Source organism: Mesorhizobium sp. P2_E9, assembly GCF_056403815.1.
The window spans coordinates 272,310-285,928 of record NZ_JBFUET010000002.1 but is presented as its reverse complement, the minus strand read 5'-3'; the positions used below and the strand labels follow the sequence as shown (position 1 = coordinate 285,928).

The window sequence follows — 13,619 nt, the reverse complement described above, 5'->3', positions numbered from 1 at the left end:
TGGCCTTTATCGGTGTGTTAGAAATTTTCAGCAATGCCGGCCCGGATTCCGGGCGGCGTCATGCGGTCAATCGAACAATTCTTCGAAGAATGATTTCTTCCGCTTCGGATAGCGGTGGCCCTGCGAGCGCGAATAATCGTCATCGCGGCCATGTTGCTGCTGGGAGAACGCTGCCGGCTGTGGCTGCGGCGCGGGCGACGCTTCCCTGCCGGAACGCTCGATGATCTTGTCGAGTTCGCCTCGATCAAGCCACACGCCGCGGCACTGCGGACAGTAATCGATCTCGATACCCTGGCGTTCGCTCATTGTGAGCGCGACGCGGCAGGAGGGGCAAACCAGGCCAAGGAGGGACGATGTCATATGGGGCTCCAAACCAAAAGGAATGAGCCCGCTTGACCGAAAACGATGGAAACGGGCCCGTTAAAGCGGTCCGACATCACAATCACCAGCAGCGATCGTCAGAGGGGCCCGGCCCGCACCAGACAGTTAGGGATGCGGAGCCGTGCCTTCAAGGGCGGTATTGCCGGCAAGGATGATTTGTTCGCCGTTGCTCAAACCGTCACGACGATCTCAGATCGTCACCACGATCTTGCCGAACTGTTCGTTCGATTCGAGATAGCGGTGTGCCTCGACGATCTGGTCGAAGGCAAAGCTCCGGTCGATGATCGGCCGCAGCGTGTCCGTCTCCAGACCTTCGAGGATGAACGCCTTGGCTGCCTCCAGTTTCTCCCGATTGCCTGTGATCTCGTGGACGAGGTAGCCACGCAGCGTCAGCGTCTTGCCCAACACAGCAGGCAAGGGGAACGGTGTCGGCTCGCGGCTGAGGCCGCCATATTCGATCAGAATGCCGCCCTTTGACATCGCTGCGGTGAGTGGTTCGAAGATCGGACCGCTGATGGGATCGAAGACGACGCGTACGCCATCCTTTCCAGCGATCTCGTTCAGCTGCACCATCAAATCCTCTTCGGCCAGAACCACGACATGTGCCGCTCCGGCGTCGAGCAGGGCCTGCTTCTTCGCCGCTGTCCGCGTCACCGCGATCGCTGTCGCGCCGATGCTGTTGGCGATCTGGATCGTCGCAAGCCCGACGCTGCTCGAGGCCGCGGTGATGACGACGGCATCTCCAGTTCTCAGCTTGGCGATGTCGATCAGCGCGCCATAGGCGGTGAGATACTGCATCCAGATGGCTGCCGCAGTCTTCCAGTCGAGCGACGGCGGATGCTTGACGATGAGCCCGGCCGGATAGGTGACCAACTCGCCGTAAGCCGGCCAGCGCACCATCGATTGCGGCGGGATGATACTGACCGCATCGCCCAGCGCGACATCCGTCACGCCGTCGCCCACCGCCTCGACAACGCCCGCTGCCTCGAGACCAAGCCCTGAGGGCAGGGCGGGTGTCTCGATGTAGGTGCCGGCGCGCAACAGCGCCTCGGCGCGATTGAGGCCGAGCGCCTTGACCCGGATCTGAACCTCGCCTGGGCCCGGTAGAGGGACGTCAACGTCCTCGATGCGCAGAACTTCGGGACCACCATGCTGGTGGAAGCGGACAAGACGGGCCATTCGGGATACTCCAAATCAGTTGAACCGAATGACCTATGCAGCCGAGGCTCTCAGGGATAAATGGCTGTTCAGATAAAGCAGTAGAAACCAGGAGTTCCGAATATGGATCGGCTCGAGAGCATGGCGGTGTTCGTCAGGGCGGTCGACCTGGGCTCGTTCGCCGCCGCGGCGGTCGCGCTCGATCTCTCTGGACCGATGGTTGGAAAACACGTCCGCTTTCTCGAGGAGCGGCTCGGTGTGCGCCTCATCAACCGCACCACGCGCCGCCAGAGCCTGACCGATTTCGGCCGCGCCTACTATGAACGCTGCCGGGTCGTGCTGGCCGAGGCCGAAGCAACCGATGCGCTCGCCGCCGACCAGTTTTCCGAACCGCGCGGCAAACTGCGTGTCACCATGCCGGCGCATTTCGGCCGCCACTGCGTCACCCCGGTGCTGCTGCAACTGGCGCGGCAATATCCGATGCTGGAACTCGATTTGTCGCTCAGCGACCGCTTCGCCGATCTCGCCGAGGATGGCTTTGACCTTGCCATCCGGACCGGCGATCTCATCGACAAGACCGGCGTGATCGCGCGCCGCGTTGCGCGCCAGCACATGGTTGTCTGTGCCGCGCCCTCCTATCTCAGAATTCATGGCGAACCGCGGCGGATCGAAGACCTCGCCGATCACCAGGCAATCGTCTATCGCCGGCTCGGTCAGGTGGTTCAGCCGTGGCTCGTCCCGCGCGAAGGGCAACCCACACAGGAGATCATGCCCAGTGGCCGGCTGCGGCTCGACGATCTCGATGCCATCGCCGACGCTGCGGTCGAGGGCATGGGGCTGGCGTGGCTGCCCTGGTGGCTGGTTCGCGAGCGCATTCGAGCCGATGCGCTGGTGACGCTGTTGCCGGATCAGCCGCGCTATCTCTATGACTGCCATGCCCTTTGGCTGCAGACGCCGCATCTGCCGCTCAAGGTGCGGCTCGCCGTCGACGCACTGGCGGCCGCTTTGCCGAAATTGATGGCGTGATCACTGCACGCGCGGCGCCCACCAGCCAATGGTCCGCGCCGGCACAGCCTTTGCCTCGCCCAAGGCAGCGGATTGCAACACGCGCCTTTGCCCCGCGGTCGAAGACAACCTCTTTGCGGCGTCGCCTTCCCTGCCATATGAAGGTGGCTGACGGAATGTGCGCATTGCAGGAGAGGCGGTTCATGACCAAAGGTTCGGATCTGTTCGTCGCGGCCCTCGAGAATGAAGGGGTCGACCGGATCTTCGGCATTCCGGGCGAAGAAAACCTGGACATAGTCGAATCCATCCGCCGCTCGTCGATCCAGCTGATCCTGACCCGCCACGAACAGGCGGCAGCCTTCATGGCCGCCACCTATGGCCGGCTTACCGGCAAGGCAGGCGTGTGCATCACCACGCTTGGCCCCGGCGCGCTCAATCTGACGACGGGGTCAGCCTATGCGCTGCTCGGCGCGATGCCGATGATCATGATCACCGGCCAGAAGGGCATCCTGTCATCGCGGCAGGCGCGCTTCCAGATCGTCGACATCGTCGCGGCGATGAGGCCGCTGACCAAGCTGTCGCGCCAGATCGTCTCGCCGAAGATGATCCCCTCGCTGGTGCGCGAAGCTTTTCGCGTTGCCCAGGAAGAGCGTCCCGGCCCCGTGCATCTGGAACTGCCGGAAGACATCGCGGCGGCGGAGTGCGAACCGATCGCACTGGTGCCAACGCACCCGGTCGAACTGCCGCTGGCGAGCCCAGGCGCGCTTGATCGCGCCGCCCGCATGATCATGGAAGCCAGGCGTCCGCTGCTGATGTTCGGCGCGGCAGCCTCGCGGCCGCGCGTCACCCCCGATGTCGCCCAGTTCGTGCTGCGCACGCAAATTCCCTACTTCACCACGCAGATGGGCAAGGGCACAGTGCCCGGCGGCACCGAGCTCTATATGGGAACGGCCGCCCTTTCGGAGCGCGACTATGTGCACGAGGCTATCGAGCAGGCCGATCTGATCATCACCATCGGCCACGACACGGTCGAGAAACCGCCCTTCATCATGGGTGCCAACGGGCCGAAGGTCATCCATGTCGGCTATCAAACGGCCGATGTCGAGCAGGTCTATTTTCCACAGGCCGAGATCGTCGGCGACCTCGGGCCTTCGCTGGCGCTGCTGGCCGACCGCATCGAGGGCCAGATCCCCAACGCGCAGGCCTTGCTGCCGCTCAGGGAAGGTATTTTGAGCCGGATCGCAGCGCGCGCCACCGAAGACCGCTTCACGCCGCAACGCATCGTGCATGATGTCCGCGCCGTGATGCCGGCGGATGGGATCCTCGCTCTCGACAACGGCATGTACAAGATCTGGTTCGCGCGCAATTACCGCACGCGCATGGCAAACACGCTGCTGCTCGACAATGCGCTGGCCACCATGGGCGCGGGCTTGCCGTCGGCGATGATGGCGGCACTGCTCTATCCCGGGCGCCGTGTCATGGCGATCTGCGGCGATGGCGGCTTCATGATGAACAGCCAGGAACTGGAAACCGCCGTCAGGCTCAAGCTCAACCTCGTCGTCCTGCTGCTCGAAGACCATGCCTATGGCATGATCCGCTGGAAGCAGGCGGTCGACGAATTCCCGGATTTCGGCATGACCTTCGGCAATCCCGATTTCGTCAAATACGCCGAGGCCTACGGTGCCAAAGGGACGAGGGTTGGCGAGATTGCCGACTTGCGGCCAGCCCTTGAACAGGCCTTCACCGGCGGCGGCGTGCATCTCGTCGTCGTGCCCATCGACTACTCCGAAAACACCAAGGTGCTCGTCGACGAATTGCGCGAGCGGCTGCCGGCGCCGCAGACGCCCTGACGGCAGCGAAAAAGCCGCCGCCGTCATGATTGCTTGGAGCCGTTGCCGAGGCTCCTATACCTTGCAGTAAGGCGTGACCGGCGCGATGGTGCCGAAATCCTTGACGATCTCGTAGCTGATGCCGTCGGTTGCCGCCTTGCCGACATAGGAATGGCAGAGCGTGTGATTGTTGTTGGCGTCGACACGGATCTTGCCTTGCGGCGCGTCGAACTCGATCGTCGGCAGTGCCTTCAGCACATCGTCATCCTTCAACGATCCTGCCTTCTCGGCAGCCAGCGCGTAGAGATGCAGGCCGTTATAGCCCGCTTCGCCGATGCCGTTGACCATCTTTTCCTGGCCGAACTTTTCGCGGAAGCTGGCGATGAACTTCTTGTTGACCGGATTGTCGAGCGCCATCCAGTAAGGCTGCGGCGCGTAGGTGCCGGCGGCGACGCCGGGCGGCAGCGCGTCCTTGTTGAACACCTCGTCGAGCGGCGCGATCAGCGGCTGCTTTATGTCGAAAGAGCGATACTGCTTGAGCTGGGTGACGGCGTCGTTGCCGACCACCATCGACCAGACGACGTCGGGCTTCAGCGACTTTATCTTCTGGAAGGCTGGGCCGAAATCCGTGGTGCCGAATGGATAGTAATCTGCGCCGATGATCTTGCCGCCGGCCTTTTCATAGGCGGCCGTGATCGCCTCGGTCATCTTCTGCGGCCAGGCATAGTCCGAGGCCATGACATAGATGGTCTTGCCGAGGTTTTCCGCCGCCCACGGCATCATCGGGTCGACCTGCTGCATCGGGATCGGACCGGTCGCGACGAAGTAGCGGTTGCACTCGCCGCCCTCGAAATTGGTTGGGTAGAAGAACAGCTTCTTGGCCTTCGAGGTCACCGACAACGTCGCACTGCGTTCGGGCGAAATGATCGTGCCCATCACCACGTCGACCTTGTCTTCGTTGAGGAGTTTTCGGGCCTTGTCGATGGCGCCCTTGGTCGTGGTCTGGTTGTCCTCGATGAACAACTCGACCTGGCGGCCGCCAATGCCGTTGGCGGCGTTGAGTTCGGCGGCAGCGAGCTTGTAGCAATTGAGCAGCGTTTCGCCGAGGATCGCCTGCAGCCCGGTGATCGGGATCGACAGGCCGACCTTGACGGTATCGGCAGCGCGCAGGATCGACGGCGCGCCGACCATGGCGAAGGCGGCCGCAGCGCCGCCGGATTTGAGGATCGTTCTTCTGCTTATCATTGTTATGTTCCCTTCCAGTCCAGGCGCGCCCCATGCACGCCTTACAAAGCCAAGAGGTCCCAGGCGCGCTTCAGCGCGCTCTATAGGGCCAACAAATCCTTGAGCAGGCTCTCGTCGGCGAACGCCTCCGGTGTGCCTTCGTGCACGATCCTGCCCTTCTCCATCACCAGGCAGCGGTCGGCCGCCTTGAGAACGAGATCGAGATTCTGTTCCACGAGAACGATCGCGATGCCGCGCTCGCGGGCGATGCGCGGCACCAGCTCGGCGATCGACTGCACGATGTTCGGCTGGATACCCTCCGAGGGCTCGTCGAGCAGCAGCACCGATGGCAAGCCGCAGAGCGCGCGGCCGATCGCCAGCATCTGCTGCTGGCCGCCCGAAAGCGTGCCGGCGACTTGTGCCTCGCGTTCGCGCAGGATCGGAAAATAGCCGAAGATGTCGTCAGGAATGCCGCCGTCGCCACGCTCCTTGGCGGCACGCGTGCCGACCTCCAGGTTCTGCCGCACCGTCAGCTGGTTGAAGATGCCGCGCCCCTGCGGCACATGCGCGATGCCCGCCCGCGCGCGGCGGAAGGCCGGTGCGTTGGTCAGGTCCTGGTCGCCGAGAACTACAGCGCCACCGCTCGCCTTCAAGCCGCCGGCGATGACGCGCAGCAGCGTCGTCTTGCCGGCGCCGTTGCGACCAAGCAGGCCGACGACTTCACCTGATGTCACGCTGAGGTCGATGCCGTTCAGCACCGGGAGCAGCCCATAGCCGGCCGAGACCGCGAGTGTCCGCAGCATGGTCAGCGCCTCCCCAGATAGACGTCGCGGACCATTTCGTCGGTCTCGATGTCATGGAAAGGACCACTGCGCAGCCGGCGTCCCTGATGCAGGACCAGCGTCTCGCAGTTCAGCGCGCGCACGAAGCGGATGTCGTGCTCGACGGCGACGATCGAGAACTCGCCCTTGAGCCGCAGCAGCATCTCGGCGGTCGCCAGCGTTTCCTGCGGCGTCATGCCGGCGGTCGGCTCGTCGAGCAGCAGCAGCCGAGGCTCGATCGCCAGCGCCATGCCGATCTCCAGCCATTGCTTCTGGCCGTGCGCGAGTTCGCCGGCCGGCGTGGCGGCACGGTTGCCGAGCGCGACCAGTTCCAGCAACTCGCCGACCGGGCGAACCGGCGAGGGCACGCCCCATCGCGCCACCTTCAGATTGTCTTCCACCGAGAGGCTCGGAAAGACCGAGGGGATCTGGAATTTGCGGGCGATGCCGAGCCGGGCAATACGGTACAGCGGCAGACCGGCAATGTCGTGGCCGAGGAAGCGCACGCTGCCGCTGGTCGGGCGAAGCGTGCCGGTCAGCACGTTGAGGAAGGTGCTCTTGCCGGCGCCGTTCGGCCCGATGATGCAGCGGAGCTCCTTGTCGCGCACGGTAAGGTTCAACCCCTCCAGCGCTTGCAGCCCGCCGAAGCGGATGCCGACATTCTCGGCCTGGAGCAGCACATCGCTCATTGTGCGCGCCTCCGGCCTTTGAACAGGCTCTTCAGCCGTGCGTAGATCGACAGGATGCCGTCCGGCAGGACGAAGACGATGATGACGAAGACGCAGCCGAGCAGCAGCGGCCATAGGCTCGGGTTGAAGCTGCTGATCGTCTGCTGCGCGCGCTGGATGGCGATGGCGCCCAGCACCGGACCGAGCAGCGTGCCGCGCCCACCCACGGCCACCCAGACGATGACTTCCGTCGACAGCAGCAGTCCGGAGAGATCGGGCGCCACCAGCCCGGCCATGCAGACATAGAGCGCGCCAGCGAGCCCGGCGATCGCGGCGGACAGGACGAAGGTGACGAGCAGCCGCAGAGGTGCGTTATGGCCGAGTGCCGCCGCCCGAACCTCATTGTCCTGGATAGCGGTCAGCACCGTGCCCCAGCGGCCCCGGCTGATCGACCACAGCGCCAGCACGACCACCGCGACGATGGCGGCCACGAAGATGTAGGAAGGAAGATCCTGACTGAGATCGACATGCGTGCCGCCAACATCGAATTCGATCGCCGGGATGCCGATCAGGCCGCTGTCGCCGCCGGTGACCGAACTCCAGGAGACGGCGGCCTGCTGGCAGATGACGCCCATCGCCAGCGTGACGATGGTGAAGTAGCTGCCGCGGATGCCGCCGAAGAACAGGAAGTAACCGATGATGGCCGCGACGAAGGCTGCCCCTGCCGCCGCCCCCAGGATTCCGAGCAGGCTGCCGAAGGGGATCGCGTCGTTGAGCGTGACCAGCGCCATGATGTAGCCGCCAATGCCGAAGAAGGCGGCGTGGCCGAAACACAGGATGCCGGTGCGGCCCCAGAAGAAATCAAGGCTCGCCGCGAACAGGCCGAAGATCAGCGCGTCACGGATCACTGTCAGTTGGTAGCCGTCGGCGAAAAGCGGATAGAGAACCGTGAGCACCACGCAGACGGCGAAGATCAGCAGCCAGTTGCGGTCGCGCGCGATCATCGCGATGCCCCATTGAACAGGCCGTTGGGCCGCAGCCGCACGGCGACGATGGCCGCGAGCAGCACGATCGCTTGCGCCAGCGACGGCGAGATCTGGTAGTTGAGCACGCTGGTCAGCCCGCCGACGAAGACACTGCCGGCGACCAGGCCGCCGATCGAGCCAACGCCGCCGACAATGACGACGAAGAAGGCGTTGGCGAGATAGTTGACCCCCATTTGCGGCAGCACGATCGCCAGCGGCGCGACCAGCCCGCCGGCAAGCCCGGCGATGGCCGCGCCGAAGGTGAAGGCGATGGCGTAGGTGCGCCGCGTGTTGATGCCGACGCCTTCGGCCATCTCGCGGTTCTGGATCACGGTGCGGATGTCGAGCCCGAACGATGTCCGGCCGATCAGCAGGACGACGCCGAGCAGGGTCAGCATGGCAATGGCGATCAGGATCAACCGGTAAGCCGGATAGACGGTGAAGAACAGGTCGAGCGTGCCTTCGATCGGCGGCGTCACCGGCTTGGCGCCGAGCCCGAAGGTCAGCTCCAGCCCTTGCTGCAGGATCAGGCTGACGCCCCAGGTGGCAAGCACGGTTGAGACCGGCCGCGAATAGAGATGGCGGATGATGGCGAATTCCAGGATACAGCCGACCACGGCGCCGGCGATGGGCGCGGCGGCGAGCCCCAGCCAGAAGGAGCCGCCGATGCTCTGGACGAAATAGACAGCGAAGGCGCCGACGGTGACGAACTCGCCGTGTGCGAGGTTGGTCACGTTCATCAGGCCGAAGCTGATCGCCAGCCCGAGGCCGACCAGCATCAGGATGCTGATCAGCGTCAGGGCATTGAGGAGCGTGGTGACCAGAAAATCCATCGCGTCAGGCAGCACTTGCGAGGCGTTGCCGCAGGCCGGCGAGCAGGCCTTCGGCGGCGTCGATAACTGCAGCCTGGTGCGGCTGCAAGTCCTGCCCGGCCCATTCGTCGATATGGTCTGACAGCGGGTCGACCACTTCGGTGCGATGATTGGCCAGCGTCTCGATGACGGCATGACCGCAGAACGGCACGTAGCCTTCGGAGTAGCCGCCTTCGTGGCTCATCATCAGGCGTCCGCTCGACGTCTCGGCGGCCAGAGCCACCATGCGCGCGGCAAGGCGCCGGAAGCATTCGCTGTTGAGCATCATGCGGCCGAGCGGATCGAAGCCCGAGGCGTCGAAACCGGACGCGACGATGACGAGGTCCGGCTTGAAGGCGCGCAACGCAGGGGCGACGACGCGGTCGAAGGTCGCTTCATAGGCGCCGGTGCCGCTGCCGGCCGGCAGCGGGATGTTGATGTTGTAGCCTTCGCCTTCGCCCTTGCCATTGTCGGCCAGCGCGCCGCGTCCGGTCGGGTAGAGATTGTGCTGATGCAGGGAAATGGTCAGCACCGACGGGTCGGAATAAAACACCGTCTCGGTGCCGTTGCCGTGATGCACGTCCCAGTCGACTATCGCCGCACGGCCGAGCAGGCCCTCATGCTGCAACCGGCGCACGGCTACGCCGATGTTGGAGAACAGGCAGTTGCCCATCGCCTGGTCGGGCTCGGCATGATGCCCCGGCGGGCGCGCCAGCGCATAGGCGTTGTCGACGCGGCCGGTCAGCACCGCGCGCATCGCCGCATAGGTGGTGCCGGCGGACAACAGCGCGATGTCGAAACTGTTGAGGCCGATCGGCGCCTGCGGGCCGGCGAAGCCGGAGCCGCGCTCGCTAAGCATGCGAATATCATCGACGTGGCGCTGCGTGTGTACACGCAGCAAATCCTCGACCGTCACCGGCTCGGCGACGATCGGCACCAGATGGCGCGCCAAGCCGCTGACCTGGATCAGATTGTTCAGCCGGCGCTTCGACCCCGGCGATTCCAGGTGCCGTCCAGGCTCCACGAAACGGCCGGGAGGCATCATGTCGGCGCTGGAGCCGGTGTCATGCCACATCAGCTGTTCGTGAAAAACGTAACCTGTCGCCATAAGCAGCGTCCTCTGCAATCCAGAGGAGGCTAGCAGGCTAACGATCTCATGGCCCGACCCGAAAGAGGGGGTTGTGCCAGATGCCTATGCCCCTCCTTTCGGAGGGGGACGGAGGCTCGCGGCGGCCTGAGCGGCGCGCACGGCCTGGACGCGATTCGATACCGAGAGCTTGCCGAAAATGTTCTTCAAATGCCATTTCACCGTCGTTTCGCTGACCGACAGCGCAACCGCGATATCCCTGTTGGATAGGCCTTCCGACAGGCAGCGCAGCAATTCGGACTCGCGCTGGGTCAGCTGTTCTTTCTCGGCTGGTGCGGCGGGCTTGCGTGTCGCGACAAGCATCGTCTGCGCGGCATCGATGATGCGCGTCGCATAGGCCGAAAGGGCGGGGTCGGTCTTTGCCTGAGCGGCGCGCAGCCGCATCAGCCCTTCGACAACAGGCCTGCCCTCATCGACGAAGGAGCGGATGAAACCTGAAGGCTGGGCAAGACGCAACGCTTCGAGGAGATGGCGATCGGCCTCGCGCTGGTCCTGGCCGGCATTCTTGGCACGCAGGATCAGCGCCAGTATGTGGCGGCGCATGCGCCCGCTGCTTTTGGTTCGCTCCATCAGCGTGTCGAAAAGCGCGGCGGCGGCGGTGTAGGATTTCTCCGCCGTCAACAGCCGCCCTTCGGCGAAGAACTCGAATTCGTTGGCGACGGTGGGGGTGGTTTCGGCGCTTTCGCGGCGATGCTCGCTCAGCAGGGCGCGTGCCTCGGCGACGCGGTTCTGATCGATGAGCAGCCGGATGCGATCATGCACCAGCACCGAAGCGAGGCGGCGATAGACGGAGCCGCGCACGCGCTGGTAGACGCGCTCCAGCATGTCCAGTGCCGCGTCGCCACGACCGGTCAGCTGCAGCACGCGGGCATAGGTCGGCACGCTGGCCAGGGGGTAGACGATGACCGCAGCGCCCTCGATCAGCGGTCCGAGATTCTCGACCAGCGTCAGCGCCTCGCCGGATGCGTTGGTCTCGTAGGCAAGTTCGGCAAGCAGCGTTCCGGCGAGCGCCTCGGCATAGGAGTTCGCGCCGATCCGCGTCCTCGCCTCGATGATCGTGTTGCGCAGCAGCTTTTCCGCCGCGGGCAGGCGTCCGGCCGAGCGTTCGATGACCGCCATGTAGCAATTGGCGATGGTTACGCCGAGAAGACTGCCGCTTCGCTCATGCGCCTTGCGCGCGGCGTCCGCTGCCGCGCGTGCGCCTTCTAGGTCGCCCAGCGCATAGAGATTGTAGCCGATGACATTGGCGGTCGCGCCTTCCATAAACCAGGCATCGGGGGCGATGATGCGCAGGGCAGACAGTGCGGTGTCGCGCGCGGCCTCGAACTGCTCCAGCGTGCTGTGCACGGCGGCATCGAGGACAGCGATTTCGGCCTCGATCGTGGTGCCGGTCAGCGTGCCCGGATCCTTGCCGTCGGCCGGCCCGGCCTCGACCAGCTTGCGCGCATTAGCAAGCGTCTGCTGGGCAATCTCGGGCTGGCTTGAGTGCACCGCCAGCCACAACACGACGAGTTGCAGCCGGATGCGCTGGTCGACCAGTTTCTTCGGCAGCAGCGCCAGCAACTGGCGCACATAAAGCAGCTGGCATTGGGCGATGAGTTCGAGCGCGTTGTTCTCGACGAACACCGCCGCGCGGGCCTGGTCGCCGGCGGCGAGCGCATGCCCGATCGCCTCGGTCAGCATCTTGCGTTCGCCGAACCATTCGGCTGCTGCCAGATGCAGCGGTGCGATCATCTCGGGTTCGCGCCGTTCCATTTCACGGCTGAGGAAGTCATGGAACAGGTGATGATAGCGGAACCAGCGCCGCTCCTCGTCGAGCGGCACGAGGAACAAATTGCGGGTCTCGATCTCGGTGATGTCGGCCTCGGCGTCTGCCGCGCGCAAGACGGCCCGGCACGCCTCGGCGCTGAAGCGCTCGAAGATCGAACTGTGGAGCAGGAATTTCGCCAGCGCCGGCGGCAGTCCCAGGAAGACTTCGCCCATCAGGAAGTCGGCGACGTTGCGGTTGGCGCCGGTGAAGTTGCCGATGACGGTTTCCGGTGCATGTGCGGCACTGAGCGACAGCGAGGCGAGTTGCAGGCCGGCGGCCCAGCCTTCGGTCCGTGAGCACAAGGTTTCCACCGTGCCACTGCTAATGCTCAGGCCCAATTTGTCGTTGAAGAAGGCTTCGGCTTCCGACGAGGCGAAGCGCAGATCGTCAGGGCCGAATTCGAAAACATCGCCAAGCACCCTGAGCTTGCCGAGCTGCAGGTCGGGCAGGTTGCGCGAACCGATGACGAAGGCGACGTTGGCGGGCGCCTGCCGGGTCAGCCGCTCCATGAACCGCTTCACCGCCGGCGCTTCGATGGCGTGGTAGTCGTCGAAGAACAAAGTGATGTTGGCGTCGCGCGCCGCGAGACCCGCCACCAGTGCTGCCAACACCACGTCGAGCTGCGGGATCGGGCTCGACTGGAAGGCAAGGTCGAGTTCGGCCGGGTTCTGGACGAGATGGCGCAGCGCCCCTACCAGATGCGACAGGAAGGCGCCTTCGTCATTGTCCGTCGCCTCGCAGGACAGCCATGCGGTCAACCGGCCGTGGCGCGCGACCTCAGCCGCCCACTGCGCCATCGTCGTCGACTTGCCGAAGCCGGCGGGCGCGGCGAACAGCACGATGCGCGTGTCGACATGCCGCTCCAGCCTCGACAGGATGTTTTCGCGCCTTACCCACCGTCGATGGTGCTGCGATGCCTGGGTGGCGGGTTGCGAAGACGGTCTCATCTGGCGCCGGGCACCCATTCCGTTTCGATCAACGGGATTTGCGGTGCTGCATCGTGCGGCAGGGTTCCCTTGATCCGCGGATCGTCCGTGATTTCGAAACCGGCCGCATAGGCCTCAAACCCGCACGCCCTGTAGAAACCGATGACGCTGTGATGATCGATACTGCTCGTGTGCAGCCAGATGCGGCGAGGGCCGAGACGCCATGCCTGATCGAGCGCGCCGGCCATCAGCCGCTTGCCGAGGCCCCGGCCGGGCAAGGCGGGGAACAGGCCGAAATAAGTGATCTCGATCTCATTGTCGTCGGTCATGGAGAATTCGACCATGCCGACATGGTCGCCGCTTTCATCATGGCCGTAATAGAGATGCTGGCGAGGGTCGGCGAAATGCGCGGCAACTTCGGCATCCGACATTTCTGCAGCGCGGTCCCACAGCCACGGAGCGCCGATCTCGAGGAAGATCGCGCGGTAGGAGGCGCTGTCGGGCTTCGTGAACCGGGTCATTGCCAAGGGTTGGGCGAGACCCGGCATCGGGGCACGCGCTTCCATCCATGTCACCGCGTTGACGATCTTGCCGGCCGGCACGCGCCGGTAGCCGGACGAGAGATCGGTGATTTCATCCGGCAATGGGCCTTCGGTGACCAGCATCTGTCCTCGATCTCTGCCATGCGACTTCGCTGGCATACGTTAAGCTGATGCCAACTCTGCGCCCGCCTGCCAAGAGGTTCCCCGGTTGGGCCATCGTTTTGGCCCGACC

Annotated in this window: 12 protein-coding genes; 2 read left to right on the top strand and 10 right to left on the bottom strand. The window is 64.6% G+C overall.

Annotation, left to right across the window (positions count from 1 at the left end):
* Positions 1-66: 66 nt before the first annotated feature.
* Together AC1D05_RS04570 and AC1D05_RS04565 are read right to left on the bottom strand one after the other, a co-directional pair.
* Positions 67-360, bottom strand: a complete 294-nt coding sequence (locus AC1D05_RS04570; protein WP_477438620.1) for a TFIIB-type zinc ribbon-containing protein — start codon at positions 358-360, stop codon at positions 67-69.
* Between the two features lie 210 nt (positions 361-570).
* Positions 571-1,560, bottom strand: coding sequence for a zinc-dependent alcohol dehydrogenase family protein (locus tag AC1D05_RS04565; protein ID WP_477438618.1), 990 nt, complete (start codon positions 1,558-1,560; stop codon positions 571-573).
* A gap of 102 nt (positions 1,561-1,662) precedes the next feature.
* On the opposite strand from AC1D05_RS04565, the gene AC1D05_RS04560 reads away from it, so the two are divergent.
* Complete coding sequence (locus tag AC1D05_RS04560) at positions 1,663-2,565, top strand: LysR family transcriptional regulator (RefSeq protein WP_477438617.1); 903 nt, start codon at positions 1,663-1,665, stop codon at positions 2,563-2,565.
* 182 nt (positions 2,566-2,747) lie between these two features.
* A complete protein-coding gene (locus AC1D05_RS04555) occupies positions 2,748-4,394 on the top strand; it encodes an acetolactate synthase large subunit (RefSeq protein ID WP_477438615.1) in 1,647 nt (548 codons plus the stop codon).
* A gap of 54 nt (positions 4,395-4,448) precedes the next feature.
* On the opposite strand, the gene AC1D05_RS04550 is transcribed toward AC1D05_RS04555, so the two are convergent.
* The 8 genes from AC1D05_RS04550 to AC1D05_RS04515 all read right to left on the bottom strand — a co-directional run bounded on the left by AC1D05_RS04550 (position 4,449) and on the right by AC1D05_RS04515 (position 13,510).
* Positions 4,449-5,618: a substrate-binding protein gene (locus AC1D05_RS04550; RefSeq protein WP_477438613.1), complete on the bottom strand. Its 1,170-nt coding sequence runs from the start codon at positions 5,616-5,618 to the stop codon at positions 4,449-4,451.
* Positions 5,619-5,698: 80 nt separating this feature from the next.
* Entirely contained in the window at positions 5,699-6,400 is a 702-nt protein-coding gene (locus tag AC1D05_RS04545) for an ABC transporter ATP-binding protein (protein WP_477438611.1), read from the bottom strand.
* Positions 6,401-6,402: 2 nt separating this feature from the next.
* The gene (locus tag AC1D05_RS04540) at positions 6,403-7,107 is read right to left on the bottom strand and encodes an ATP-binding cassette domain-containing protein (protein ID WP_477438609.1); all 705 of its coding nucleotides are present in this window, start codon (positions 7,105-7,107) and stop codon (positions 6,403-6,405) included.
* On the bottom strand, positions 7,104-8,090 hold the full coding sequence (locus tag AC1D05_RS04535; RefSeq protein ID WP_477438607.1) for a branched-chain amino acid ABC transporter permease: 987 nt from the start codon (positions 8,088-8,090) through the stop codon (positions 7,104-7,106). Before AC1D05_RS04535 ends, AC1D05_RS04540 begins: the two co-directional genes overlap by 4 nt.
* Complete coding sequence (gene urtB, locus AC1D05_RS04530) at positions 8,087-8,944, bottom strand: urea ABC transporter permease subunit UrtB (RefSeq protein ID WP_477438605.1); 858 nt, start codon at positions 8,942-8,944, stop codon at positions 8,087-8,089. Before urtB ends, AC1D05_RS04535 begins: the two co-directional genes overlap by 4 nt.
* Before the next feature lie 4 nt (positions 8,945-8,948).
* Positions 8,949-10,070, bottom strand: a complete 1,122-nt coding sequence (locus AC1D05_RS04525) for a class II histone deacetylase (protein WP_477438603.1) — start codon at positions 10,068-10,070, stop codon at positions 8,949-8,951.
* Positions 10,071-10,154: 84 nt separating this feature from the next.
* Positions 10,155-12,866, bottom strand: a complete 2,712-nt coding sequence (locus AC1D05_RS04520; RefSeq protein WP_477438601.1) for a winged helix-turn-helix domain-containing protein — start codon at positions 12,864-12,866, stop codon at positions 10,155-10,157.
* Complete coding sequence (locus tag AC1D05_RS04515) at positions 12,863-13,510, bottom strand: GNAT family N-acetyltransferase (protein ID WP_477438599.1); 648 nt, start codon at positions 13,508-13,510, stop codon at positions 12,863-12,865. Before AC1D05_RS04515 ends, AC1D05_RS04520 begins: the two co-directional genes overlap by 4 nt.
* Positions 13,511-13,619 lie beyond the last annotated feature (109 nt).